Annotated in this window: 21 protein-coding genes; 18 read left to right on the top strand and 3 right to left on the bottom strand. The window is 71.1% G+C overall.

Translation table 11 applies throughout. The annotated features are described in order from the left end of the window. Positions 1 to 30 precede the first annotated feature (30 nt). Both dinB and ACTWQA_RS30540 read left to right on the top strand, forming a co-directional pair. Positions 31 to 1,272, top strand: a complete 1,242-nt coding sequence (gene dinB / locus ACTWQA_RS30545) for a DNA polymerase IV (RefSeq protein ID WP_443162500.1) — start codon at positions 31 to 33, stop codon at positions 1,270 to 1,272. A 228-nt stretch (positions 1,273 to 1,500) separates the two neighbouring features. Next, complete coding sequence (locus ACTWQA_RS30540) at positions 1,501 to 1,908, top strand: DUF3040 domain-containing protein (protein WP_305920066.1); 408 nt, start codon at positions 1,501 to 1,503, stop codon at positions 1,906 to 1,908. Positions 1,909 to 2,202: 294 nt separating this feature from the next. Here ACTWQA_RS30540 and ACTWQA_RS30535 read toward each other — a convergent pair whose 3' ends face one another. From ACTWQA_RS30535 to ACTWQA_RS30525, 3 genes are read right to left on the bottom strand one after another with little or no spacing between them, the layout of a single operon-like run. Beyond that, positions 2,203 to 4,662 carry a transglutaminase family protein gene (locus ACTWQA_RS30535; protein ID WP_443162499.1) on the bottom strand — a complete coding sequence of 820 codons (2,460 nt, stop codon included), beginning with the start codon at positions 4,660 to 4,662 and terminating at the stop codon, positions 2,203 to 2,205. Further along, positions 4,659 to 5,921 carry a DUF58 domain-containing protein gene (locus ACTWQA_RS30530; RefSeq protein ID WP_443162498.1) on the bottom strand — a complete coding sequence of 421 codons (1,263 nt, stop codon included), beginning with the start codon at positions 5,919 to 5,921 and terminating at the stop codon, positions 4,659 to 4,661. The genes ACTWQA_RS30535 and ACTWQA_RS30530 overlap by 4 nt, the downstream gene beginning before the upstream one ends. Continuing rightward, complete coding sequence (locus ACTWQA_RS30525; RefSeq protein WP_443162497.1) at positions 5,918 to 6,895, bottom strand: AAA family ATPase; 978 nt, start codon at positions 6,893 to 6,895, stop codon at positions 5,918 to 5,920. Before ACTWQA_RS30525 ends, ACTWQA_RS30530 begins: the two co-directional genes overlap by 4 nt. 465 nt (positions 6,896 to 7,360) lie before the next feature. Here ACTWQA_RS30525 and mraZ point away from each other — a divergent pair, with 465 nt between their 5' ends. The 16 genes from mraZ to ACTWQA_RS30445 all read left to right on the top strand — a co-directional run bounded on the left by mraZ (position 7,361) and on the right by ACTWQA_RS30445 (position 26,067). Beyond that, the gene (mraZ, locus tag ACTWQA_RS30520) at positions 7,361 to 7,792 is read left to right on the top strand and encodes a division/cell wall cluster transcriptional repressor MraZ (RefSeq protein ID WP_443162496.1); all 432 of its coding nucleotides are present in this window, start codon (positions 7,361 to 7,363) and stop codon (positions 7,790 to 7,792) included. 221 nt (positions 7,793 to 8,013) lie between these two features. Next, positions 8,014 to 8,979: a 16S rRNA (cytosine(1402)-N(4))-methyltransferase RsmH gene (gene rsmH, locus ACTWQA_RS30515; RefSeq protein ID WP_443162495.1), complete on the top strand. Its 966-nt coding sequence runs from the start codon at positions 8,014 to 8,016 to the stop codon at positions 8,977 to 8,979. Beyond that, complete coding sequence (locus tag ACTWQA_RS30510; RefSeq protein WP_305920020.1) at positions 8,969 to 9,493, top strand: hypothetical protein; 525 nt, start codon at positions 8,969 to 8,971, stop codon at positions 9,491 to 9,493. The genes rsmH and ACTWQA_RS30510 overlap by 11 nt, the downstream gene beginning before the upstream one ends. Next, complete coding sequence (locus ACTWQA_RS30505; protein ID WP_443162494.1) at positions 9,490 to 12,243, top strand: penicillin-binding transpeptidase domain-containing protein; 2,754 nt, start codon at positions 9,490 to 9,492, stop codon at positions 12,241 to 12,243. Before ACTWQA_RS30510 ends, ACTWQA_RS30505 begins: the two co-directional genes overlap by 4 nt. A gap of 40 nt (positions 12,244 to 12,283) precedes the next feature. Beyond that, on the top strand, positions 12,284 to 13,816 hold the full coding sequence (locus ACTWQA_RS30500; RefSeq protein ID WP_443162493.1) for a UDP-N-acetylmuramoyl-L-alanyl-D-glutamate--2,6-diaminopimelate ligase: 1,533 nt from the start codon (positions 12,284 to 12,286) through the stop codon (positions 13,814 to 13,816). After that, positions 13,813 to 15,501, top strand: coding sequence for a UDP-N-acetylmuramoyl-tripeptide--D-alanyl-D-alanine ligase (locus ACTWQA_RS30495; RefSeq protein WP_443162492.1), 1,689 nt, complete (start codon positions 13,813 to 13,815; stop codon positions 15,499 to 15,501). The genes ACTWQA_RS30500 and ACTWQA_RS30495 overlap by 4 nt, the downstream gene beginning before the upstream one ends. Further along, positions 15,498 to 16,556, top strand: coding sequence for a phospho-N-acetylmuramoyl-pentapeptide-transferase (mraY, locus tag ACTWQA_RS30490; protein WP_443162491.1), 1,059 nt, complete (start codon positions 15,498 to 15,500; stop codon positions 16,554 to 16,556). The genes ACTWQA_RS30495 and mraY overlap by 4 nt, the downstream gene beginning before the upstream one ends. Continuing rightward, on the top strand, positions 16,553 to 17,929 hold the full coding sequence (gene murD / locus ACTWQA_RS30485) for a UDP-N-acetylmuramoyl-L-alanine--D-glutamate ligase (RefSeq protein ID WP_443162490.1): 1,377 nt from the start codon (positions 16,553 to 16,555) through the stop codon (positions 17,927 to 17,929). Before mraY ends, murD begins: the two co-directional genes overlap by 4 nt. Beyond that, positions 17,913 to 19,193, top strand: a complete 1,281-nt coding sequence (gene ftsW, locus ACTWQA_RS30480; protein ID WP_443162489.1) for a putative lipid II flippase FtsW — start codon at positions 17,913 to 17,915, stop codon at positions 19,191 to 19,193. The genes murD and ftsW overlap by 17 nt, the downstream gene beginning before the upstream one ends. A 12-nt stretch (positions 19,194 to 19,205) precedes the next feature. Then, a complete protein-coding gene (murG, locus tag ACTWQA_RS30475) occupies positions 19,206 to 20,282 on the top strand; it encodes an undecaprenyldiphospho-muramoylpentapeptide beta-N-acetylglucosaminyltransferase (RefSeq protein ID WP_327583161.1) in 1,077 nt (358 codons plus the stop codon). Continuing rightward, the gene (gene murC, locus ACTWQA_RS30470; protein ID WP_443162488.1) at positions 20,279 to 21,676 is read left to right on the top strand and encodes a UDP-N-acetylmuramate--L-alanine ligase; all 1,398 of its coding nucleotides are present in this window, start codon (positions 20,279 to 20,281) and stop codon (positions 21,674 to 21,676) included. Before murG ends, murC begins: the two co-directional genes overlap by 4 nt. A 161-nt stretch (positions 21,677 to 21,837) precedes the next feature. Further along, on the top strand, positions 21,838 to 22,503 hold the full coding sequence (locus ACTWQA_RS30465) for a cell division protein FtsQ/DivIB (RefSeq protein WP_443162487.1): 666 nt from the start codon (positions 21,838 to 21,840) through the stop codon (positions 22,501 to 22,503). A 335-nt stretch (positions 22,504 to 22,838) separates the two neighbouring features. Further along, positions 22,839 to 24,281: a cell division protein FtsZ gene (ftsZ, locus tag ACTWQA_RS30460; protein WP_443162486.1), complete on the top strand. Its 1,443-nt coding sequence runs from the start codon at positions 22,839 to 22,841 to the stop codon at positions 24,279 to 24,281. A 48-nt stretch (positions 24,282 to 24,329) separates the two neighbouring features. Then, entirely contained in the window at positions 24,330 to 25,058 is a 729-nt protein-coding gene (locus ACTWQA_RS30455; RefSeq protein ID WP_442941968.1) for a YggS family pyridoxal phosphate-dependent enzyme, read from the top strand. Positions 25,059 to 25,198: 140 nt separating this feature from the next. Continuing rightward, positions 25,199 to 25,699, top strand: a complete 501-nt coding sequence (locus ACTWQA_RS30450) for a cell division protein SepF (protein WP_443162485.1) — start codon at positions 25,199 to 25,201, stop codon at positions 25,697 to 25,699. An 80-nt stretch (positions 25,700 to 25,779) separates the two neighbouring features. After that, positions 25,780 to 26,067 (top strand): YggT family protein, encoded by a 288-nt coding sequence (locus ACTWQA_RS30445; RefSeq protein ID WP_443162484.1) that lies wholly within the window; start codon positions 25,780 to 25,782, stop codon positions 26,065 to 26,067. Positions 26,068 to 26,100 lie beyond the last annotated feature (33 nt).

Raw genomic sequence — 26,100 nt, 5'->3', positions numbered from 1 at the left:
TCGAATCCATGTTCGGATAGAATCGGCGGCGTGTCTCGCAAGCAGATCACCGGCATCGGCCCCGCTCCGCGGACCGGGGTCGATGACAGCGGCTGCCCGATCCTGCACGTCGACATGGACGCCTTCTTCGCCAGCGTCGAGCTGCTCGAGCGCCCGGAGCTGCGCGGCCATCCGATGATCGTGGGCTCGCCCGCGGGGCGCGGCGTCGTGCTCAGCGCCACCTACGAGGCCAGGGCCTTCGGGGTGCACTCCGCGATGCCGATGAGCAGGGCGCGCCGGCTGTGCCCCCAGGCCACGATCATCCCGCCCAGCCACGGCAAATACTCCGAGGTCTCCAAGGGCGTCATGGAGATCTTCCACTCGATCACCCCGCTGGTCGAGCCCATCGCCTCCGACGAGGCGTTCCTCGACGTCGGCGGCGCCAGGCGGCGGCTCGGCTCGCCCGCGGCCGTCGCCGCCATGATCAGGGAGCAGGTCCTCGACCGCTACGGCATCACGTGCTCCGTGGGCGTGGCCAGCAGCAAATTCGTCGCCAAGCTCGCCTCCAAGCAGTGCAAGCCGGACGGGTTGCTGGTGGTGCCCGCCGATCAGGTCGTGGACTTCCTCCATCCGCTGCCCGTGTCGGCCCTGTGGGGCGTCGGCGAGCGCACCGAGCAGTCCCTCGTGCGCCTCGGCATCCGCACGGTGGGCGATCTGGCCAGAGTGCCTCCCACGACGCTCCAGCGCGAGCTGGGGCAGGCTGCGGGCGGCCATCTGGCGGCGCTGGCCTGGGGACGCGACGAGCGGCCGGTGAGCGCCCACGTGCCCGACAAGAGCATCGGCAACGAGGAGACGTTCGCCACCGACGTCGACGACCCCGAGGTGATCAGACGGGAGCTGCTGCGCCTGTCCGAGCGAGTGGCCGCCAGGATGCGTAAGGCCGGACACGTGGGAAGAACTGTAAGTGTGAAGCTTCGCCGAGCCGATTTCACCACGATCACCCGCTCGCGCACGCTGCGCGAGGCCACCGACGTGGCCCAGGTGATTTACGCCACGGCCTGCGAGCTCTACCGGGCCGCGGGCCTGGAGCGGGTGCGGCTGCGCCTGGTGGGGGTCAGGATGGAAAACCTGCGACCCGCCGAGGAGGCCACCCGGCAGCTGGGTCTGGGCGAGCGGGAGACCGGCTGGCGTGAGGCCGAGCAGGCCATGGACAAGGCGATTCGAAGATTCGGTCCCGATGCGGTGGTCCCAGCATCGCTCGTACGTGGCAAGCTTGATGAAATAGAGACATAACGCTGATGTCCGGACTCTGTGGCGCGTCGGTGTCACGATTTTGGGGGAAGGGGGGCGAGATGGGCCACAATGGAGCCATGACGTCACCTCCGGTTTGGTCTGCGTTGGACGTTTGCTTTCGCCTACGTCTACAGCCTCGTATTCTGGGGATAACCGACCGCGAGGTTCGGACACCCCGTGTCGTCCGTTGCCGTCTTCCCCGTCCTGGGGCTGTCCTTGGGAGGCGCCGTGCCGCTCTCTGAGCACGAGCAGCGCTTGCTCGACCAGATCGAGCAGGCCCTCTACGCCGAGGACCCGAAGTGGGCCAACACCGTAAGGATCAGTGACCCGCGCAGCCATTACAAGCGTCGCCTGATCAGGGCCTCCATCGGCTTTGCTCTCGGCGTCGTCATCATGATGGTCGGCGTGGTGTCGAGCGGCAGCGCTCTGATCCCGCTCGGCGTCGGCGGTTTCGTGGTCATGCTCGCCGCGTGTCTGTGGGGCCTGTCCAGTTGGAAACGCATGAACGGGTTCGGTGACTCGGCCCCGTCCTCCGGCCCGGCCGTGCCACCGGGCAAGCAGGCGCGCCGGGGCAACCGGGGCAGCTTCATGGAGCGCATGGAAGAGCGCTGGCGCCGTCGTCACGACGAGCGCTGAGCGAGCCGTTCCCGCGGTCGGCCCGGCCACGACGGCATCCCGCCCACCCGGCGGGACACCAGGCCGGGTCCTCCAGAGGACTACTCCGGGCCTTGCCCCGATCCGGAGACGACCCAGGCCGGCGTGCCTGGGTCTAGCAACGCCCCGCGACGCCGAAGCTGGCCGTCCATGGAAAGGCCCAGGCGTCGCGTTCCCATCCCTGAGACGATCTCCCCGCAAGCGACGGTCCCAAAACGACGGAGCGTGCGGTCCGTCCCCTCATGGGGAGGGCGCACGCTCCGTCTTTTGCGTCCCTCAGGAGCCCTTCTGGGCCGCCGTACGCCGCAGCCTGATGGTCTCCAGCAGGTCGAACCCGTCCAGCAGGCGCTCGCCGAAGCCCCGCAGCCGCCGCAACGTCGACGGAGGCATCAGCACCGCCCGCACCCGCCGCCCGCGTGACACCGTGGCCGCCAGAGCCTGCCGCACCGTACGCAGGTCCTTCTTCATGGGCCCGATCCGGCCGGGGTCCCTGGCGAACAACACCCGCTCGACCGCCGAGGCGATGGCGGACACGGCCGCCGCAGAGGCGGCGTCGAACTCGTACTGCTGGGTCAGCCGCCGCGCGAGCGCCCGCGGGGTCTCGCTGGCCTGGCGGCCCATGCCGTAGTCGTACAGGATGTCGTCCAGCTCGGCCCAGGCCGCGGCCACGGACGGATGCCGGCCCGCGGCCCCCTCACCCGACACGATCCTGGCCGTCAGCTCGTCCGACGGTTGCGACACCTTCCAGCCCAGTGTGCGCACGCGCCGGTTCCTGGTGATCAGCCGCATGCCCGCGGGGATCAGCAGGATGAGGAGCAGCGCCAGGGCTGCGATGCCGATCTGGGCGATCAGCGGCATCGACTCTTCCGTCGGCAGGGCGCCGGGGATGAGCTGGCTCTCCCGGTCGAGCGCGCGGATGTTGTCCCGCGCCTGCGGGTCGACCGGCTCGTCGGCGGCCGAGGAACCGGTGGCCCCCGGCGTCGGCGCCGCGGAGGAGTCCGTGGGGCGGGGCGCGGGCTGCGTGTACGCGGGCACCCGCGCGCTGCCCTGGCCGAGCGCCCCGGCCGGAGTCGGCTCGAACGGCAACCAGCCCACGCCCTCGAAGTACAGCTCGGGCCAGGAGTGGGAGTCGGTCGTGCTGACCTCCCACCGATTGCCGATCTTCGTGCCGCCCGTGTAGCCGATCGCCACCCGGGACGGGATGCCGACCAGCCTGGACAGCACCGCCATCGACACCGCGAACTGCTCGCAGTAACCCGCCCGGGTCTGGAGCAGGAAGTCCCGCAGCGCCGAGGTGCTGTGCCCCTGCGTGCGCAGCGTGTAGGTGAAACCGCCGGTCTTGGTGAAGAACTGCTGGAGCTTCACCGCCGCGTCGTAATCCGACGTGGCATTCGCGGTCTCCCTGTCGGCCAGCTCTCTGATATCGGGAGGCAGGTCGTCGGGCAGCCTCAGGTAGCGCTGGTCCACCGCGTCCCGGCTGCCGTTCAGCGACTCCAGCAGGTCGGCGGTCGGCTCCGGCTCGCTGGTGGCCACGTCGTACTCCAGTCCGGCGGCCTCGTCGCGGGTGGAGAAGACCATCAGCGAGCTGACGTCGGCGCGCCAGTCGCCGTCCACCTGGACCTGCCTGGGCGGGTACGGCAGTGGCAGGAACTTCAACGCCGCGATCTCGTCGCTGATCTGAATGTTCGTCAGCACGCTGTTGATCTTCGGATTTCCGGTGAGCCCGGGCGGCGGCGGCAGCGGGCCGTTCTCCGTCCTGTTGTCGGGAGACCCCTTCGGCTGTGTCATGCCGAACTGCTGGCCGTCGAACGTGTCCAGCGCGTAGATCCGCAGGTAGCGCGGCTTGTCGTCGTTGTTGGCGTAGGTGAGGACCGTCCGCCGCTCCGGCAGGTCCAGCTGCCCCTTCAGGTTGGCGATCGGGTTGGGGATACTGATCGAGTTGCCCCGGCCGCCCGTGCCGCTGCCGCCCACGCCGAACTGGAAGAACGACACCGGCTCCATCGTCGGCAGCAGGGCCGGCACCAGCACGGCCAGCGCGATCGCGGCGAATCCGATGCGCTTGCCCGACACCCGCAAGCCACTGGTGTCGGCGGAGGCCTGCGGGCCTCTCGCGGACGGACCCGTGGCCGGCCGCGCCGCCAGGCGCGTGCGGCGCACCAGCACCGCCCGGCCCCAATGGCCCACCCGCTCACGCCCGTCGGCGATCAGCAGGCCGACGAAGCCGAGCGCGGCGATGATGAACGCCGGCCAGCTGATCGGATCGGGCAGGATCGTCGCCGGGACCGTCGCCAGCGCCAGCAGCGGCAGCCCGGCCAGTGCCGCCCGCCGCAGCCGCGCGGCGAACAGGTCCACGATGATCGCGATGAGCGCCACCCCGCCGGCGGTCAGCAGCGTGATGCCTTCCGTCGGGGGCACGGGCGCGGCGAACCGCTGGATGTCGGCCCACCCGACGCCGAGCAGCCGACCCAGTTCCACCACCGACCCCCTGGTCGGCACGAACACCGCCCAGGCCTCCTCGGCGGCGAACGACGCGGTCAGGTAGATCCACGTCGCGGCCACGCCCAGGAGCGTCGCCGCCCACGCCGGCAGCGACAGCCGGCTGCTCACCAGTCCCGCCGCCACCACGGCGAGCACGGCGCCCAGCGAGGCCCAGAACCACGTCCCGCCCTCGAAGAGCGGATAGAGCAGCATGGCCGCGGCGAACGCGGCCACGCCCGAGGCGATCGTCAGCCTCATGCCGCACCTCCCGCGGGGTTGACCGCGTACCTGCCGCGGTTGGCGGCGTCCTGCCAGACCGATGCGATCGAGGTGCCCGCGGGCAGCCGGACGATGCGCCAGCCGTACCCGGCCAGCACGGTCTGCGCGGCCTGATGATCGTCCGCCGTCTCCGCGTCGCCGCCGTCCCACGTGCCCACGTCGAGCAGGACCGCCACCCCGGTGATGCCGCTGTGCCGCAACCTGGCCAGTTCCCTTGCCTCCTCCGCGTCCAGCGCGCCGAGCACGGCCACGATCAGCCCGTCGCCGCCGCCCTGGCGCAGGGCGGACACGCCCATCTCCAGGGAGCGGGCCGGGCTGTGCCGTACCACGGCGAGGGTGTCGAGCAGCGAATGGCTCAGGCCGGTGTCCGTCAGGTGCTCGGCGCCCTGGTCGGTCACCAGCCGCAGGCCGAGGCCCTCGCGGGCGAGATGCACGCCGATGGAGGCCGCGGCCGAGACCGCCACCTCGAACGACGAGCGCGGCCCCTCGCCGCGATGCGCGTGCCTGCGGGTGTCGAGCAGGAGCGCGCCGCGGCTCTGCCACTGCTGCTCCTCGCGGCGCACCATCAGCTCGCCGTGGCGGGCCGTCGAGCGCCAGTGCACCCGCCGCAGGTCGTCGCCCTGCCGGTACTCGCGCGGCGCCACGTCGTCGTCGCCCGCGGCCGCCACGCTCCTGGTACGGCTGTCGCCGCCGCCCGTCCACTCGCCCGACAGCCGTACGTGCGGCAGCGCCGCCACGTGCGGCGTCACCACGAGCGTGTCGCTGATCGTGAACGCGCGGGTCAGCTCCACCAGCCCGAACGGGTCGGCGATGCGGATGGACAGCGGCCCGATCGTGTAACGGCCCCGCAGGTCGGAGCGCACCCGGTAGTCGATCTCCCGCACGCCGCGCGGCTCGACCCGGTCGAGCACGAACCTGGGGCGGACGCCCAGCGCGTACGGGACGGTGTCCTCGATGAGCAGCAGGCCGGTCGGCAGCCTGGTGACGTTCTCCAGCCGCAGGGTCACGGTGGCCTCGCCACCCACCTCGGCCCTGGGCGGGTCGAGGCGCCTGGCGCAGCTGAGCCGGTAGCGGGTCCGCGCCACCACCAGCGCGGCCAGCAGCGGCAGCGCCGTCACCAACACCCCGATCCTGAACAGGTCGTTCTCACCCAGGAAGAGCGCCATGAGCAGCGCCGCGATCCCGGAGGCGAGGAACGACCTGCCCCTGCTGGTCAGCGCCCGCAGTCCCGCCCTCACGACGCCCGGGTCTCCGGCACCGGCACGCGCCTGATCAGATCGGTCACCACCTGCTCGGGCAGGCGGCGCTGGCCCTGGGCCTCGACGCTGGGCAGCAGCCGGTGCGCCAGCACCGGAACGGCCAGGTCCTGCAGATCGTCCGGGATGACGTAGTCGCGTCCCGCCAGTGCCGCGTGCGCCCTGGCCGCCCTGACCAGCTGCAGCGTGGACCGGGGTGAGGCGCCCAGCCGCAGGTCGGGGGAGTGGCGGGTGGCCACGACCAGGTCGATGGCGTATTTCTTGACCGCCTGCGAGACGTAGACGCCGCGGACGGCCTCGATCAGCGCGCGCACCTCCGACGTCTTGGCCACCGGCTGCAGCTTGTCCAGCGGCGAGGTGCCGCCGTGCACGTCGAGCATCTCCAGCTCGGCCGTCGGCTCGGGGTAGCCCATGGCGACCCTGGCGGTGAAGCGGTCACGCTGCGCCTCGGGGAGGGGATAGGTGCCCTCCATCTCGATCGGGTTCTGGGTGGCGATCACCATGAACGGCGCGTCGAGCTCGTACGTCACCCCGTCCACTGTGACCTGGTGCTCCTCCATGCACTCCAGCAGCGCGGACTGGGTCTTGGGGGAGGCGCGGTTGATCTCGTCGCCGACGACGATGTTGGCGAAGACGGGTCCCGGCTTGAACTCGAACTCCCGGGTCTGCTGGTTGTACGCGCTCACGCCGGTGATGTCGCTCGGCAGCAGGTCGGGGGTGAACTGAACCCGGCGGACGGGACAGTCGATGGAACGAGCCAGCGCCTTGGCCAGCATGGTCTTGCCCACTCCTGGGACGTCCTCGATCAGGAGGTGGCCCTCGGCGAGCAAGACGGTCAGCGTGAGGCGGACGGCGTCACTCTTGCCCTCGATCACCGATTCGATCGCTTCCCGGATCCGGTGGGCTGTGGTGACCAGCTCGTCGAGCTGGGGAGGGACGTCATGGGTTACTGCCACCAGGCCTCCATGAGAAGTGCGACGGCTGTCCCGGGGTGCTTTGCGGGAGCCATGCCATTCCTTTTCATTGTGGTTACGACCCTACGACGCTGTGGGTTCTCGAGCGACATTTGTGGATATTCCAGGGAACCTGGGAGATGTTCCCGTTCTTGTCGCATGGCGGTGCGAATCCCGTGACAGAGCACCCCTCGAACCGCCCCACTTTCCCCCACCCCGACCATCGCGAAGGGTCTCGGCCCCTATTTCTTCGATCTTTTGAACCCTCGACACGCCCATGAGGGTTGACCGCGCGGCCACCGCGCTCCACCCGGCTCCATCGCGCTGACCTGCGGTAACGCAACGGAAACGAGTGATGAAGACGGTTCGAATCAGTTGACGGTGGGGAGAAGTGGAGTATGGTGGTGCGCAGTGGAGAGCCCGGTGCACCAGCGCTGAGCGCTTCGCAAGGCACGGGAGGTGGGGCCGGTGTTCCTCGGCACCCATCAACCGCGTCTGGACGACAAGGGACGGCTGTTCCTGCCGGCTAAGTACCGTGAGGAGCTGGCGGAGGGTCTTGTGATCACCAAAGGCCAGGAGCGATGCCTCTACGTCTTTCCTGTGGAGGAGTTCCAGCGCATTACCGAGGCTCTCAGCACCGCCCCGGTCACCGCCAAGGCGGTGCGTGACTACAGCCGCGTCTTCTTCGCCAGCGCGTCCGACGAGAAGCCAGACAAACAAGGACGCATCACGATCCCGCAGGGCCTGCGTCAATACGCCGGTCTGGACCGTGACTGCGTTGTCATCGGGGCCAACACCCGGCTGGAGATCTGGGACGCGGGGGCCTGGGACACCTATCTCAGCGACCAGGAGCAGGCGTTCGCCGATCTGTCGGAGGAGGTGCTGCCAGGGATCTTGTAGGAGTCACGGTCGATCCGTCGGTGATGTCGTTCGGCGAGGTCTCCACCCGCAACCACTGTCTGCCAACTGATGCACCTTCCCCGGTGTCAGAGGGCAGACGTCCACGAAGAGGGTGCGGATGGGGACCTGGCCGGACGGCGCCGGGTGGGGACCCAGGAATGACCACGATCGACCGATAAGCGCGTCATCCGCGAGCAAGGGCGCGAGAGGGGGGTTTGGAGATGGACGACAACGTCGGCACCGGCGGTCACGTTCCGGTGATGCTCGAGCGCGTTCTGGAGTTGCTCGGTCCCGCGCTGTCCGGGCCGGCACCGGTCGTCGTCGACGCCAACCTCGGCCTCGGCGGCCACTCGGAGGCCCTGCTCGCCGCCTACCCGGCGCTCCACCTGATCGGGATCGACCGCGACCCATTCGCGATCGAGTTCTCGACCCGCAGGCTGAGCCCGTACGCAGACCGGATCACCCTGGTCCACGCCTCCTCCGGCGACCTGGCCGAGGTGCTCGCCCACGCGGGGCGCACCACGATCGACGGAGCGCTGTTCGACCTGGGGGTCTCCTCGCCGCAGCTGGACGAGGCCGAGCGCGGGTTCGCCTATTCCTACGACGCGCCTCTCGACATGCGGATGGACACCTCGCAGGAGCTGACGGCGGAAACGGTGGTCAACACCTACTCCGCCGCGGAGCTGACCCGCATTCTGCGCGACTACGGCGAGGAACGTTTTGCTCCGCGTGTCGCGAGCCTGATCATTAAGGAACGGGCTAAAGAGGCAATAACCTCGACCAAGCGGCTAGCGGACATCGTTCGCGAGGCGATTCCCGCCGCTACTCGGCGCACCGGGGGAAACCCCGCCAAGAGGACTTTTCAGGCGCTGCGCATCGAGGTGAACGCGGAGCTGACCGCCCTGGAGGCGGCCCTTCCCGCGGCGCTCGACGCGCTCGCGCTGGGTGGGCGAGTCGTCGTGCTCTCCTACCACTCACTGGAGGACCGGCTCACCAAGCAGGCCCTCACGGCGCGAACCAGGGACACCAGCCCCCCCGGGCTGCCCGTCCCGCTGGAGGCTCATCAGCCCAGGTTCCGCATGCTGACGAGGGGAGCAGAGCTCCCAAGCGAAGAAGAGCTCGCCCGCAACCCGCGGGCGGCCTCGGCCCGGCTACGGGCGGCAGAGAGGATCCGTGTTGACCACTGAGCAGGAGACCGGCCGGGGTACGGCCGTCCGTCGCGCGGTGCCCAAGACGGGCACGCGCCGGTACGCGGCGCCGCACCAGTCCAAGCCGCGGCCCCGTCCTGACACGCGCCCTGAGACCGGCGGGACGGCGCCGGACGCCGAGCGGACGCGCACCGACGCCGGCCGCCGCGAGACGCGGGCGGGCGCCCGTGCCGTGCCGCGGCGCCCATCCGCGCGCCGCCAGCGCACGCCGTTCGTGCTGCTCGTCGTCGGGCTCATGTCCGGCGGCCTGGTCAGCCTGCTGTTGCTCAACACCATGCTGGCCAAGGACACCATCACCGACGCGACGCTGCGCGAGGAGATCGCGGTGGCCCGGCGGGAGAACGAGAAGCTCGAGCAGGAATACCAGCTCAAGACGCAGCCCGAAGCGATCGCCAAGCTGGCCGAGCAGCAGGGGCAGCAGCCCGACTGGGACAACGTCAACGGCTGGACCAGCGCCGGTGACCGGGTCGGCCGGGTGGACACGGAGCGGTGAGGGATTCAGGCGGCAGGGGGCAGGGTCCCGGCCGCGGCGCTGGCGGCGCCGGCTCTCAAGGAGGGCCAGGCGCCGCTCGTCGTACGCCGGGCGGCCCGGGACGGGCGGGGCGCCAAGGGGGCCCCGCCCGTTCTGACGGGGACCGTTCTGACGGGGCGGGCAGCCCGGCGCCGCCGGAGAACCCGCCGCGCCGGCCACGTAAGCGGCCCGATCCCCTGGACCTGCCGTTCGGGCACGACGACGCCGCTCGCGGGCGTCCCCCGCAGGACCCGGCCGACACTCCGCGAGAGTCCGGCGGCGCCCGCCGCTCCGACGCCGACCGTCCCCGTCCGGGTGGCTCCGACCGGAGCCGGCAGGACCGCGCGGACCGTTCCGGGTCCGACCGTTCCGGGTCCGACCGTTCCGGGTCCGACCGTTCCAGGAACGACCGCTCCAGGAACGACAGGCCTGCGCGCGTCCGGCGGGACGACGATCGCCTCCGCGCCCAGGACGATGGCATCCGCGCTCGACGCGACGGCGCCGACGACGACGCAGGCGTCCGCAGGCGTCCGCGCGACGGCGCCGACCCCGCGAAGGGCCGCGTCGCTCAGGGCCGCGACGGCGGCGACCGTCCACGGCGTCCCACCCCAGGGCGGGACGACCGGCTACGGGGCCGCGTTCAAGGGCGGGACGAGCGCGTGCGCGGGGACGGCGGCCCGTCCGACGCTGCGGCGCGCGGTCCCCAGGCGCGCCGGTCCCGGCAGGGCGACGGTCCGCGGAGCCGGTCCCCGCAGGACGACGGCCTCCGGCAGCGGGAGCGGCGGGAGGACGACCTGCGCGGTCGTGACAGGCGTGAGGACGACCTACGGGGCCGTGACAGGCATGGAGACGGGCCGCTGCGCCGGACGCAGACCGGGGGTTCCCGGTCCGAGCAGGTGCGGGGCCGTGAGCGGGTGGCGGCGCGTCGCGGCGGAGACGTGCCGCCACCCCGAGGACCCCGGCGGCCCCCCACACCTCCGCGCGCGCCCAGGCCGCCGCTGGTGCTGCGGCTGGGCAGCCCGCGCAGGCGCATCAACATCGGCCTCATCGGCATGACGTTCGTGCTGTCGATCTTCGCGGGCCGGCTGATCCAGATGCAGGGCCTGGACTCCAAGGTCTACGAGGCCGCCGCCGCGGATCAGCGCCAGCACACCGAGACCATCCCCGCCAAGCGCGGCTCGATCACCGACGTCAACGGCCACGACCTGGCCGTGACCATCGAGGCCCGAGAGCTGTCGATCGACCCGTCCAAGATCAGCGCCGACGTGCGCGGGAAGATCGCCACGATCCTGGCCAGGCAGCTCGGCAAGAGCGAGCAGGACATCGCTGCCAAACTGGCCAGAACGGACACCCGTTACCAGCGCCTGGCCACCGACGTCGACCCCGTCGTGGCCACCCGCCTGCTGCAGGCGGGCGTGCCGGCGCTGTCGGCCAAGAAGACCTACCGCAGGCTTTACCCGGCGGGCGATCTCGCGGGCAGCCTCATCGGCTTCGTCGGGGACGAGGGCACCGGCCTGGCCGGGCTCGAGCGGACCAAGAACACGCTCCTGGGCGGCCGCGACGGCGAGCAGCGGGTGGAGACCGGCCGCGACGGCCAGCGCATTCCGATGACCAGCAGCCAGCGCACCGCCCCCGAGGACGGCGGGGACATCCGGCTGACCATCGACCGCGACATCCAGTGGGCCGCCCAGAAGTCGATCGGCGAGCAGGTCCGGAAGGCCGGCGCGGACAGCGGCACCGTGATCGTCATGGACGTCCGGACGGCCCAGATCATCGCCATGGCCAACGCCCCTGAGCTCGACCTGAACAACTGGCGCAAGGCCCCCCAGTCCAGCCAGATCAACAAGGCCGCCGCCGACGTGTTCGAGCCCGGCAGCACCAACAAGGTGATCACCGCCGCCGCCGCGCTCGAGGCCCGTGCGGTGTCCCCCGGCACCGTGTTCCACGTGCCCGACCGGATCAGGTGCGCCGACCAGGTCCTGCGTGACGCCCATGCGCACAAGGCGGAGTCGATGACGTTCCGCCAGGCCATGGCCCAGTCCAGCAACGTGGCCACGATCATGGCCGCGCGGAAGGTCGGCAGCGCGCGCCTGTACCAGATGCTGAAGGCCTTCGGCTTCGGCGCCGAGCCGGGCGGCGGCGTGCCAGGCGCCGAGGCCGGCCTGCTGCCCGACTACAGGAAATGGTCCGGCAGCCAGAGCTGCACCGTCGCCTACGGTCAGGGTGTGTCGGTGACGGCGTTGCAGATGGCCAGCGTCTACCAGACCATCGCCAACGGCGGCGTCAAGGTCGAGCCGCAGATCATCGCGGGGACCACGGACGGCGAGGGGAGGTTCGTGCCCGCTTCCGCTGGTAAGCAGACCAGAGTGGTGAGCGAGACGACGGCCAAAGAGATCACGACGATGCTGGAGGGCGCGGTGGGCGAGGAGGGCACCGGCCAGCTGGCCGCCATTCCCGGCTACCGGGTGGCGGGCAAGACGGGCACGGCCAACCGCTACGACGCCGAGCTCGGTCGCTACGACGGCTACACTGCCTCCTTCGCCGGGTTCAGCCCGGCGGACAAGCCCAGGCTGGTGGTGCTGTCGGTGCTGCAGAACCCGAAGAACGGCCACTTCGGCGGGCAGCTGGCGGCCCCCGTGTTCAAGGATGTGATGACGTTCGCCATCAAGAGCAAGAAGATTCCTCCCACAGGCTCCGTCGTGCCGCCGGTGCGTACGGGCGCCGGACAGTGACCAGGGAAGGTACGCTGCCGCCGTGCGTCCCCCGTCCTCTATGCGTCCCACGACCAGCCCGCCCCGCCCGCTGACCGGGCTCGCGACCATGCTCGATGCCGATTCGGGCACCTCGCGCTCGCCACACGCCGCCCTGACCGGTGTCACCATCGACTCCCGCGACGCCAGACGCGGGGATCTCTACGTCGCGCTGCCTGGCAGCCGCGCCCACGGCGCCGCGTTCGCCGCCGAGGCGATGGCCGGCGGCGCGGTGGCCATCCTCACCGACAAGGAGGGGCGCGAGGCGGCCGTCGCCACCGGGCTTCCCGTCCTGATCGTGCCCGACCCGCGGGCCCTGCTCGGGCAGATCTCCAGCTGGGTCTACGGGCAGCCGGCCCATGACATCCAGATCCTCGGTGTGACCGGCACCAGCGGCAAGTCCACCACCACGTTCATGCTGGAGGCGGGCCTGCGGGCCGCCGGGCACCGGACGGGCCTGGTGGGCGGCGTCGAGATCCGCGCGGGCGACCTGCGCTTCCAGCCGACGCTGACCACGCCGGAGGCGTCGGTGCTGCACGGCCTGTTCGCGCTCATGCGCGAGGAGGGCGTCGGCGCGGCCGCCATGGAGGTCTCCAGCCACGCGCTCGCCCTCGGCAGGATCGACGGCGTCTACTACGACGTGGCCCTGTTCACCAACCTCTCCCAGGACCACCTCGACTTCCACAAGGACTTCGAGGACTACTTCGCCACCAAGGTGCGATTGTTCCAGCCGGAGCTGAGCCGCGTCGGCGTCACCAACATCGACGACCGCTACGGTCGTGAGCTGCTGGACCTGGCGAAGGTCCCGATGACGACGTTCTCGGCGCAGGGCGACCCGGAGGCCGCGTGGCGGGCGCTGGAAGTCAGGCTCGGCGCGGACGGCAGCGCGTTCCGCGTGGTCGGCCCGGGCGGCGTCGAGGCCGACGCGCAGATCGCGTTGCCGGGGCCGTTCAACGTCGCCAACGCGCTCGGGGCCATCGTCACCCTGGTCGAGGCGGGCGTGCCGCTGCAGACGGCCGTGCACGGCGTCGGCACGCTCATCGGCGTGCCGGGGCGCATGCAGCGCGTCACGACCGGCGAGGACGAGTTCCAGGCGATCGTGGACTACTCCCACAAACCCGGCGCCGTGGAATCGGTGCTGCGGTCCCTGCGTACCGTCACCGCGGGACGGCTCGTGATCGTGCTCGGTTGCGGTGGCGACCGCGATAAGGGCAAAAGGCCCATCATGGGCGAGATATCCGCGCAGTTGGCAGATGTGGCCATTTTCACGAGCGACAATCCCCGTTCGGAGGATCCGCTCGCCATCCTCGCGACGATGATGGAGGGAGCGCTCCGCGTTCCGCAGCACGACCGCGCTCATGTGATCATTGAGCCCGATCGCGCGGCCGCCATCGGCCTGGCGATCGCCGACGCCGGGCGCGGCGACGTGATCGTCGTGGCAGGCAAGGGTCACGAGCAGGGTCAGTACATGTCAGGCGAGGTGATCCCCTTCGACGACCGGGAGGTGGTCGCCGAGGCGATCGACGCACGCAAGGAAAGCAGGAAGCACCAATGATCCCGTTGCCTCTGGCCAGGATCGCCGAGATAACCTCGGGCGCCCTGTCGGGCATGGCCGATCCCCGCGCGGTGGTGCGCGGGCCCGTCGTGATCGACTCGCGGGCCGTAGAACCGGGATCGCTGTTCGTCGCCTTCAGGGGCGCGCGGGTCGACGGTCACGACTACGCCGCGCAGGCGATCCGGGCCGGAGCCGTCGCCGTCCTGGCCACCCGGCCGGTCGACGCGCCCGCGGTGATCGTGCCGGACGCCGCCGTCGCGCTGGCCGAGCTGGCCGCCGCCCAGGTCGCCGCGCTGCCCGACGCCACCGTGATCGGTGTGACCGGGTCGGCCGGCAAGACCAGCACCAAGGACCTGCTGGCCCGGCTGACCGCCCGGATCGGGCCCACCATCGCGCCGGTCGGCAGCTTCAACAACGAGCTCGGCCACCCGCTGACGGTGCTGCGCGCCGACGCCGGCACCCGGTTCATGGTGCTGGAGCTGGCCGCGCGCAACCTCGGCCACATCAAGGACCTGACCCGCATCGCGCCGCCGAAGATCGGCGTGGTGCTCAACGTCGGCACCGCGCACCTCGGCGTGTTCGGCGGCAAGGAGGCCATCGCCAAGGCCAAGGGCGAGCTGGTGGAGGCGCTGCCGCGCACCGGCGTGGCCGTGCTCAACGCCGATGACCCCTACGTGCGGGAGATGGCCGCGCGCACCGACGCGCGGGTCACGTACTTCGGGCGGGGCGAGGACGCGGCGATCCGGGCCGAAGAGATCGTCGTGGACGTCCGCGGGCGGGCCTCCTTCACGCTGCGCACCCCGTCGGGGGCCGCGCACGTGTCGCTGAAGCTGTACGGGGCGCACGCGGTCGACAACGCGCTGGCGGCCGCGGCGGCCGGATACGAGCTCGGGCTGCCCGTCGCCACGATCGCCGCGGAGCTGTCCGAGGCCACGCCGCGCAGCCGGTGGCGGATGGAGGTCACGGACCGGGCCGACGGGGTGATCGTGGTCAACGACGCCTACAACGCCAACCCGGACTCCATGCGCGCCGCCTTCGAGGCGTTCGAGGTGCTGGGGCGGGGGCGGCGGCGCTTCGCCGTCATCGCGGCGCTGCGGGAGCTGGGCGACGAAGGGCCCGCGCTGAACGCCGAGCTCGGCCGCATGGCCGGCGGCGCTGGCCTGACGGCTCTCATCGTGGCGGGCCCGGACGCCGAACCGGTCCTGCAGGGCGCCCACGCCGCAGTCCACGCGCCCGCACCAGGCGCCCCGCACACCCCCGGGCCCCAGGCCTCAGCCGCGCAGCACGCCCCCGGGCCCCAGGACCCGGCCGCGCAGCACGCTTCCGGCCCTCAGGGGCCGGCCGGGCCTGCGCCGGTGATACCGCCGCAGGGCGTGCCGGTGCCCGGTCCGCAGGGGTGGCAGGCGCCCGACGCCGGTGTGCCCCAGGGCCGGCAGGGACCTGAGGCCGGTAGAGCGCCGGCCGCGGGCGGGCCGTACGCCGGTGGGCCGCCGACCGTCGGTGGGCCGCCCGGAGGCGGGGGAGCGGCGCATCCGACGCGGATCGTGCACGTGCCCGACGCCGAGGCCGCGGCGGCCGAGCTGAACCAGTGGCTGCGCCCCGGCGACGCCGTGCTGATCAAGGGTCCGCGGGCGATGGGCCTGGAGCGGACGGCCGAGCTCCTGCTCGGAGGTGCCGCCCAGTGATCAACATCGTCATCGCCGGCGCGGTGGGTTTGATCATCTCGATGCTGGGCACCCCGCTGGCGATCAGGCTGTTCTCGCGGCGCGGCTACGGCCAGCAGATCCGCGAGGAGGGCGTTCAGGCCCACCACGGCAAGCGGGGCACCCCCACCATGGGTGGGACGGTGTTCGTGCTGGCCGCCCTGTTCGCCTACGCGGCCTCCCATTTCGCCACGCTCAGCGCGCCGACCGTGTCGGGCATGCTCGTGCTGTTCCTCATGACGGGGCTCGGCGCGGTCGGGTTCCTCGACGACTTCATCAAGATCTACAAACAGCGCAGCCTCGGCCTCCGCAGCGGCGCCAAGGCGCTCGGCCAGCTCGTCGTCGGCGCCGTCTTCGCCGTCCTCGTCGTACGCAACCCCAACGTCTACGGCATCACCCCCGCCGAGACCCGCGTGTCGTTCCTGCGTGACATCGGCCCGTCGATCGGCATCGTCGGCTTCACCATCTGGGTCCTCATCATGATCGTCGGGTTCTCCAACGCGGTGAACCTCACCGACGGTCTCGACGGCCTGGCCAGCGGCGCGTCCGGGGTGGTGCTGGGCGCGTACGTGCTGATCGGCAACTGGCAGCTGCGCAACAACTGCATCGACCAGCTCGGGCCCAACTGCTACTGGGTGCGCGATCCGCTCGACCTGGCCGTGGTGGCGGCGGCCGTGCTCGGGGCCCTGATCGGTTTTCTGTGGTGGAACGCCCCGCCCGCCCGGATCTTCATGGGCGACACCGGCTCGCTGGCGCTCGGTGGCGTGCTGGCCGGACTGGCCATCGCCACCCGTACCCAGCTGCTGCTGATCATCCTTGCCGGGCTGTGCGTGATCATCACGCTGTCGGTGATCATCCAGGTCGGGTTCTTCAAGATGACCCGCAAACGGGTGTTCAGGATGGCGCCGCTGCAGCACCACTTCGAGCTGAAGGGCTGGGCGGAGACCACGATCGTGGTCCGCTTCTGGCTGATCGCGATGTTGTGCGCGGCGCTCGGGCTCGGCCTGTTCTATGTCGAATGGATGCCCAAGCCATGAGCGTGACCTGCGTCGCCGGGCTCGGCGTCTCCGGCACCGCCGTGGCGAGGGTGCTGGCCGAGCGCGGCGAGCACGTCGTGGTCGTGGAGGCCAAGGCGGGGGAGCCGCAGCTCGCCGCCGCGGCCGAGCTGGCCAGGCTCGGCGTCGAGACCCGGTTCGGAGAGATGGCGCTGCCGGAGGGCGTCACCCGGCTCGTCACCACGGGCTGGGCGCCGCACCACCCGCTCATCGCCGCGGCGACGAAGGCCGGGGTCGAGGTCGTGGGCGAGGTGGAGCTGGCCTGGCGGCTGCGCCCGGCCCAGGCGGCCACGTGGCTGGCGCTGACCGGCACCAACGGCAAGACCACCGCCGTGCGCATGCTCACCTCCATCCTGCTCGCCGCCGGCCACAAGGCCCTGGCCGTGGGCAACGTGGGCGTTCCTGTGGTACGCGCCGTCGGCGAGCCGTACGACGTGCTGGCCGTCGAGCTGTCCAGCTTCCAGCTGCACTGGTCGAGCACGCTTGCCCCGCACGCCGCGGCCATCTTGAACATCGCGCCCGACCACCTCGACTGGCACGGCTCCATGGAGGCGTACGCCGCCGCCAAGGGCCGCATCTACGAGCGCGCCGGCACTGTGATCTTCAACGCCGACGATCCCGAGGCGACCCGGCTGGCCGCGCCCTACCCGGGGGCCGTCGGGTTCACCCTCAGGGTGCCCAAGCGCGGTGAGGTCGGCGTCGTAGAGGACCTGCTGGTGGACCGGGCGTTCGTGGCCGACCCGGTGGAGGCGGCCGAGGAGCTGGCGACGCTGGAGGACGTGCGGCCGTTCGCGCCGCACAACGTGGCCAACGCCCTGGCCGCCGCCGCCCTGGCCCGCTCCCTCGGCGTCCCGTCCGAGGCGGTGGCACGCGGCCTGCGGGACTTCACGCCCGACCCGCACCGCCTGTCCCACGTCGACAGGATCGGCGAGGTGGACTACGTCGACGACTCCAAGGCCACCAATCCGCACGCCGCCGCGGCGGCGCTGGCCTCGTACCCGTCGATCGTGTGGGTGGCGGGCGGCCAGCTCAAGGGCGCCGACGTCGACGATCTCGTACGCCAGGCCGCTCCCCGGCTGCGCGGCGCGGTGCTGCTCGGCGTCGATCGAGCCATGATCGCCGAAGCCATCGCGCGACACGCCCCGAATGTCCCCGTCGTGGACATCGCTGATCGGGACACTGGTGCGATGGACAGAGTCGTCATCGAAGCCGCCCGCCTGGCCTCGCCGGGCGACACCGTGCTGCTCTCCCCGTCGGCGGCCTCCCTGGACATGTTCGCCGGCTATCCCGCGCGAGGGGAGGCCTTCGCGCGTGCCGTACACGAGCTGAGGCGGCGACGTGAGCACGACCGCTGAGGAGAAGCCGGGCGCCGCGCAGAGGTCCGGCAGCCCGCTCCGCGAGCAGCTGGCCGCGCTGAAGGAGCTGCTCGAAAAGCCGCTGACCACCTACTACCTCGTCATCATGTGCAGCGCGCTGCTGCTGGCGCTCGGGCTGATGATGGTGTTGTCGGCCTCCAGTATCGAGGCGCTGCAGAAGACCGGCAGCCCGTTCTCGTGGTTCATCAAGCAGTCGCTGTCGGCCGCGGTCGGCGTGCCCCTCATGTACGCCTGCGCGCGCCTGCCGGCCAAGTTCTTCCGCTGGGCCGGCTACCCGCTGATGGCGCTGTCGATCATCGCGCTGGTCATGGTGCTCTTCATCGGCTCGTCCGAGCTGGGCGCGCAGAGGTGGATCTACCTGCCCGGCGGGCTGACCATCCAGCCGTCCGAGCCGGCCAAGCTCGGGCTCGTGCTGTGGGGCGCCGACCTGCTGGCCAGGCGGGCGCGGCAGGGCCGGATCGAGTGGCGGCAGATGCTGATCCCGCTCATGCCGGGCACCGTGCTCCTGGCCGTGCTCGTCATGCTGGGCCGCGACCTGGGCACCACGCTGGTACTGTTCATGATCTTCCTGGCGCTGCTGTGGGTGGTGGGGGCGCCGGTCAAGCTGTTCGGCGGCCTCATGGCTCTGGCGATGCTGGCCGCGATCATCATGATCAAGGTGGAGCCGTACCGGATGGCGCGCATCGGCGCTTTCCTCGACCCGTGGGCCGACGCGCAGGGCGCCGGCTACCAGGCCGTGCAGGGGCAGATCGCGATGGGCTCGGGCAGCTGGTTCGGGCTCGGGCTGGGCAGCAGCCGGCAGAAGTGGAGCTGGCTGCCGCACGGCGAGAGCGACTTCATCTTCGCCATCGTCGGTGAGGAGCTCGGGCTGATGGGCACGCTGATGGTCGTGGCGCTGTTCGGGCTGCTGGGCTATGCGGGGTTGCGGGTCGCGGTGCGGGTCAACGACCCCTTCGTCAGGCTGGCGGCCGCCGCCATGGTGGCCTGGATCGTGGGGCAGGCCACTGTCAACATGGGCGCGGTGCTCGGCGTGCTGCCGATCACCGGCATCCCCCTCCCACTGGTCTCCTACGGCGGATCCGCGCTGCTGCCCACGCTCGCGGCGCTCGGCATGCTGGTGTCGTTCGCCAAACGCGAGCCGGGCGCGAAGGAGGCCTTGGCGGCCCGTGGCCCCGGACCCGCCGCCCGGGCCCTAAGCTGGCTTGGCCTGGGAGGTACGACCAGACGCCGAGTGACACGTTAGGGAGTGACCGAGATGAGGGTGGTCCTCGCCGGTGGCGGGACGGCCGGGCACATCGAGCCCGCGCTCGCCCTTGCGGACGCGCTGCGCCGTCTAGACCCCAGCATCGGCATCACCTGTGTGGGCACCGAGCGCGGCTTGGAGACGCGGCTCGTGCCGGCCAGGGGCTATGAGCTGGAGCTGGTGCCGGCCGTGCCGCTTCCAAGGGCGATCACCCCGAGCCTGCTCACTGTCCCTGGCAGGCTCGCAGGCGCGATCAACGCCACGGCCGGCATAATCGACCGCGTCAAGGCCGACGTGCTGGTCGGCTTCGGCGGTTATGTCGCAACTCCAGCCTACCTGGCGGCCAAGCGGCGTGGCCTGCCGATCGTCGTCCACGAGGCCAACCCGCGGCCCGGCCTCGCCAACCGGCTGGGCGCCCGGCTCACCGAGCACGTGTTCACCGGCTTTCCCGACGCCGCGCTGCCCAAGGCCGAGTTCATCGGCACCCCGCTGCGCCGCGAGATCGTCGGCCTCGACCGGCTGTCGATGGGCGACAAGGCCCGCTCCTGGTTCGGCCTGGAGAACGACCGGCCCACGCTGCTGGTGTTCGGCGGCTCGCAGGGGGCCAGGTCGCTCAACCAGGCTGCGCTGGCCGCGGCGCCGGTCCTGCGCCGGGCGGGCGTGCAGGTGCTGCACGTGCTCGGCCCGAAGAACACCGTGGAGCGCGAGCCGCCGCCCGGCGACCCGCAATACGTGCTGCTGCCCTACGTCGACCGCATGGACCTCGCCTACGCGGCCGCCGACGTGGCGCTGTGCCGCAGCGGGGCGCTGACGTGCGCCGAGCTGACCGCGGTCGGGCTGCCGGCGGCCTACGTGCCGCTGCCGCACGGCAACGGCGAGCAGCGCATCAATGCCGAGCGCATCGCCCGGGGCGGCGGCGGCCTGATGGTCGACGATGCCGGCCTGTCACCCGATTGGATCATCCAGAACGTGCTGCCCATGCTCCACGACCCCGAGCGGGTCGCCGCCATGTCGGAGGCCGCCTCCCGGCTGGGGCGCAAGGACGCCGATATCATGCTTGCCAGGAAAGTGTTGGAGATAGCCCGATGAGTCTCGTCAAGCTGGTCGATCCCGTCCGCGTCGAAGATCTGGGACGCGTGCACTTCATCGGTATCGGTGGCGCGGGCATGTCCGGCATCGCCCGCATCCTGCTCAAGCGGGGCGTGCGCGTGTCGGGCAGCGACGCGCGCAGCTCCGAGCTGGTCACCGAGCTGCGCGAGCTGGGCGCCACCGTGCACATCGGCCACGCCGCCTCCCACATCAGGGACGTCGACACCGTGGTCGTCTCGACCGCCATCCGCGACTCCAACCCGGAGCTGGGCGAGGCGCTCAAACAAGGGCTGCGGATCATCCCACGGGCGGCCGCGCTGGCCTCGGTGATGGCCGGGCGCACCGCCGTGGCCATCGCCGGCACCCACGGCAAGACCACCACGACCTCGATGCTGACCGTGGCGCTGCAGAAGTGCGGCGCCGACCCGTCCTACTGCGTGGGCGGCCAGCTCGTCACCACCGGGCTCGGCGCCGACGACGGGCAGGGCACGGTGTTCGTGGCCGAGGCCGACGAGAGCGACGGGTCGTTCCTCATGCTGGCGCCCGACATCGCGGTGGTGACCAACGTCGAGGCCGACCACCTGGACAACTACGGCGACCCGCGGGCCGTGCACGACAGCTTCGCCAGGTTCGCCGACCGGGTCGGGTCGCTGCTCATCGCCTGCGCCGACGACCCCGGCGCGGCGGAGGTGGCCCGCATGGCGCGGGAGCGGGGGCTGCGGGTCAAGACCTACGGCGTCGAGGGCGAGGACTACCGCGTGAGCGGCATCCGGCCCGACGGGTTCGGGACCGTGTTCGAGATCGAGGGCCGGGGCACCGTGCGGCTGGCCGTTCCCGGGGCGCACAACGCGCTCAACGCCGCCGCGGCGCTCGCCGTGGCCGACGAGCTGGGGCTGCCCTTCGAGGAGATCAGAGAGGGGCTGGGGGCCTTCACAGGGGCCAAGCGGCGGTTCGAGGCCAAGGGCGAGTCCGGCGGGGTCGCCGTGTTCGACAGCTACGCCCATCATCCGACCGAGTTGGCCGCCGATCTTCGGGCCGCCCGCGACGTGGTCGCCTCCTACTCCGGCACCGGGCGGGTCATCGCGATCTTCCAGCCGCATCTCTACTCGCGCACCCGGTTCTTCGCCGAGGAGTTCGGCGCGGCGCTCGGGCTCGCCGACGAGGCCATCGTGCTCGATGTCTACGGCGCCAGGGAGGATCCCGAGCCCGGGGTGTCCGGCGCGATGGTGGCCTCGCGGGTGCCGCTGCCGGCCGAGCGGGTGGCGTACGCCCCGGACCGGGCCGCGGTGCCGGCGCTGGTGGCCGAGCGGGCCCGGCCCGGCGACATCGTGCTCACGATGGGGGCGGGCGACGTCACGGAGCTCGGCCCGCAGATCGTCGCCCAGCTGTCCTGAGACCTCATCCCACCGCCCGGGCCGGCGGGGGCCCGGAAGTCACTCCAGGGCGCCGGAACCGGCGGCTGGAAGACGCCGTGGGCCCCGCCTGCATCCCGGCGTGGCGCGCGGCGTCACGCCGTACTCGGGAGTAGGTTCGGTGCCGACACGGCAGGAGGGCGATGAAGGCGCGGACGGCGTTCCTGGTGCTGCTGACTGCGGGGGTGGTGGGCACGGCCGCATGGCTGGTGTTCTTCTCGCCCGTGCTGGGCGTGCGCTCGATCGAGATCGTGGGAAATCTCACAGTGCCCAGCGAGCGGATCAAACAGCAGGCCGGGGTGGCGGACCTCCACCCGCTCGCCACGGTCGACCTCGCCGGCGTCCAGAGCCGCGTGCTGGGCATCAGGCAGCTCGCCGGCGCGAAGGTCGACCGGGTCTGGCCGGGCACGCTCAAGATCGAGGTGGTCGAGCGGGAGCCCGTCGCCGTCATCCCCGCCGGCGGCAGGTTCGCCGTCGTGGACAAGCAGGCCGTGGTGATCGAGGTGGCCTCCGCCGCCCCGCCGCTGCTGCCGCTGCTCAAGGTGGACCGCCCCGCCGCGGGCGACCCGGCCTTGATGGCGGCGCTGGAGGTCATCGAGGCCGTCCCGGACGAGGTGGCCCCGAAGGTCAGGCAGGTGCGCGCGGGAACGGCCGAAGGGGTGACTCTCGAGCTGTCCGACGGGCGTTCCGTCGTGTGGGGCGGCCCGGACCGTCCCGAGGAAAAGGGTCGCATCCTGGCCTCGCTTCTCAAACGAGAAAAGGCCACGGTGTACGACGTCAGCTCCCCGGACGTGGTGACCCTGAAGTGATCAAGAGTTGTCAGGGTCTGGCAAGTCCGCGGCAAGGGCATGGCCGAGCCTGTGCGAGGTGGGGGTCGCGGCGTGAGAGCCTAAAGTCGGAGGTTGGGCAGAGGAGAGCTCCGACCAGGCGCGACTTCGGAGCGAAACGGACAGCCCGCGACACGCCGGACGTGCTTGCGGCGCGGTTAGTTGACCCGCCAGGTAGGGGGCTCCTACTGTCCGTATCAATCATCAGGTTGACATAAATCTAAATCTCAACCTGAGGTTGAGAGTTACCCGAACTGACAAAAGCGGAGACAATCCGCACCGAAATGGCAAGTCAACGAGCGGAAAGGCCCCTCGTCGTGGCAGCACCGCAGAACTACCTCGCGGTCATCAAGGTCGTCGGCATCGGCGGCGGCGGAGTCAACGCCGTCAACCGGATGATCGAGGAGGGACTCAAGGGCGTCGAGTTCATCGCCATCAACACCGACGCCCAGGCGCTGCTGATGAGTGACGCCGATGTGAAACTCGACGTGGGCCGCGAGCTCACGCGCGGGCTCGGCGCGGGCGCCAATCCCGACGTCGGGCGCAAGGCGGCCGAGGACCACCGCGAGGAGATCGAGGAGGTCCTCAAGGGGGCCGACATGGTCTTCGTCACGGCGGGCGAGGGCGGCGGCACCGGCACCGGCGGAGCGCCCGTGGTGGCCAACATCGCCAGGTCGCTCGGCGCCCTCACCATCGGCGTCGTGACCAGGCCGTTCAGCTTTGAGGGCCGCCGCAGGGCCATGCAGGCCGAGGCCGGCATCGAGACGCTGCGCGACGAGGTCGACACGCTGATCGTGATCCCCAACGACCGGCTGCTGTCGATCTCCGACCGGCAGGTGAGCGTGCTCGACGCCTTCAAGGCGGCCGACCAGGTGCTGCTGTCCGGTGTGCAGGGCATCACCGACCTCATCACCACCCCCGGTCTGATCAACCTGGACTTCGCCGACGTCAAATCGGTCATGTCCGGCGCCGGCTCGGCGCTCATGGGCATCGGCCACGCCCGCGGCGACGACCGCTCGGTGGCGGCCGCCGAGATGGCGGTCTCCAGCCCGCTGCTGGAGGCCAGCATCGACGGCGCGCACGGCGTGCTGCTGTCCATCGCGGGCGGCTCGGACCTGGGCATGTTCGAGATCAACGAGGCGGCCCAGCTCGTGTCCATGGCCGCCGCGCCCGACGCCAACATCATTTTCGGCACGGTCATCGACGACGCGCTCGGCGACGAGGTGCGCGTGACGGTGATCGCGGCCGGCTTCGACGACGTGCCCGGTCCGGCCGAAAAGCAGCTGCCGCGGCCGGCCGGCCGCCCCGCCGCGTCGCCGCCTCCCGCGCCGCCCGTGTCCTCGCCCGTACGCCCGAGCGTGTCGTCGCCCAGCGTGAAGTCCGAGCCGCCCCCGCTGCGCCCTGAGCCGCGCGCTGAGGTGCGTTCGGAGCCCCGGCCCGACTTCAGGCCGGAGCCGCGTCCCGAGCCCCGTCCTGAGGCTCGTGCGGACTTTCGCCCCGAGCCCAGGAGTGAGTTCAGGCCCGAGCCGCGTCCCGAGCCCGTGCGCCCCATGGAGCCGGTGCAGGCGGTCGCCGAGCAGGACGACGACGAGCCGCCGGCGGACGGGCCGTCCGGCCCGGTCTCGATCCCGCGGCCCACGCCCGAGCCCGCCAACCCGCCCACGCCCATCACCTCCCGCATGTCGGAGCCCGCCAAACGTCCGCGCGTGATCTTCGAGGAACAGGAAGAGGAACTCGACGTTCCCGACTTCCTCAAGTAGCACGGAGACCCGACGCCGCTCCCCCAGGGATACGGGAGCGGCGCGCTCATGTGCTGCGAGAGCCGAATCGGGAGGGAGACTCACGTGAGAAGGGATGAGATCGCGGCCGGGCTCGCCGAGGTCGACGCGCGCATCGCGGCGGCCTGCCGGGCGGTGGGCCGCGACCGCGGAGAGGTCACGCTGATCGCCGTCACCAAGACCCGGCCGGCCGAGGACGTGCGCATCCTGGCCGAGCTGGGCGTGCGCGACATCGGCGAAAACCGCGACCAGGAGGCCGCGTCCAAGGCCGCCGAGCTCGCCGACCTCTCGCTGACCTGGCACTTCGTGGGCCAGCTCCAGACCAACAAGGTCCGCTCCGTGGTCGGGTACGCCGACGTGGTGCACTCCGTGGATCGCCTCAGGCTGGTGGAGGCGATCAGCAGGGAGGCGGTGCGCCAGGGCCGCAACGTCGGGTGCCTGGTGCAGGTCGCGCTCGACGACGACCCGGCCAGGGGCGGGGCACGGCCCGCCGACGTGCTCGAGCTCGCCGACGAGGTGGCGCTCGCCGAGGGCGTGTGGCTGGGCGGCGTCATGGCGGTGGCGCCGCTGGGCGAGGAGCCCGCCAAGGCGTTCGCCAGGCTGCGTGACATCGCCACCCGGGTGCAGGAGCAGCACCACCGCGCCACGATGGTCTCCGCGGGGATGAGCGAGGACCTCGTGGAGGCGATCGCCTACGGCGCGACACACGTGCGGGTCGGTACGGCGTTGCTCGGCCGCCGCAAGCCCTTCGTCAGGTAATGTCCCCTCAAGTGGGTCTTCAGGTCCATGATCAGGTAGAGGTCGATCGGCGGTGAGCTCCAAGGGGGTACGGCTACCGCCTCGGAGCCCGGCGACGGGTCCCGAGCGAGGGCGACCATGAGCAGGAGGACGACGTAGCGATGGCCGGCGCGATGCGCAAGATGGCGGTCTACCTCGGTCTCGTGGAGGACGACCGCTACGAGAGGTATGAGACCTACCCGGACGATTACGCCTACGAGGACGAGGCGCAGCGGACCGGCGAGGAGCGGGCCGTGGCGGTCCAGGACCGCGACGACGAGCCCGACGCCGGGGTCCCCGCGCCCAGACCCGCCACGACGATCGTAGAGCGCCGCACGACGGACCTGGCCCGGATCACGACCCTCCACCCGCGGACTTACAACGAGGCGCGCACCATCGGCGAGCACTTCCGCGACGGCACTCCTGTCATCATGAATCTGACCGAGATGGTTGACAGTGACGCAAAACGGCTCGTCGATTTCGCGGCAGGTCTTGTCTTTGGCCTACACGGCAGCATTGAACGTGTTACGAACAAGGTATTCCTGTTGTCCCCTGCCAATGTCGAGGTGACTGCCGAGGACAAGGCCCGAATCGCGGAACGCGGGTTCTTCAATCAGAGTTAGAGTCTCTGTATGTCTATCGCACCCAACCCGGTCTCGCCGAGACCGGACGGGCACATCAGAAGTGGAGGCGCGGCCGGGCCGTGGGGATCATAGGTCAGATCTTGGTCGTTGTCCTGTCTCTCTACTTGGTGCTGCTCATCGGCAGGATGATCTTTGAGACGGTGCAGGCCTTCGCCCGCCAGTGGAGCCCGTCGGGCGTCGTCCTGGTGCTCGCGGAGGCCACATACACCGCAACCGACCCACCACTCAAGTTCCTCCGCCGTTTCATTCCGCCGCTCCGGTTGGGTACGGTGGCCTTTGACCTAAGCTTCACTGTCCTGTTCATCGTCGTCCTGATCTTGATTCAGATCGCGGGGGCGCTGCGATGACGGGGCCGGTGTGGCGCCGGTCGTGATCCAACT

The sequence above is a fragment of the Nonomuraea sp. 10N515B genome (genome assembly GCF_052245915.1).
Taxonomy (GTDB): domain Bacteria; phylum Actinomycetota; class Actinomycetes; order Streptosporangiales; family Streptosporangiaceae; genus Nonomuraea.
The sequence above is the reverse complement of the archived record's forward strand: the minus strand, read 5'-3'. Positions and strand labels throughout refer to the sequence as shown.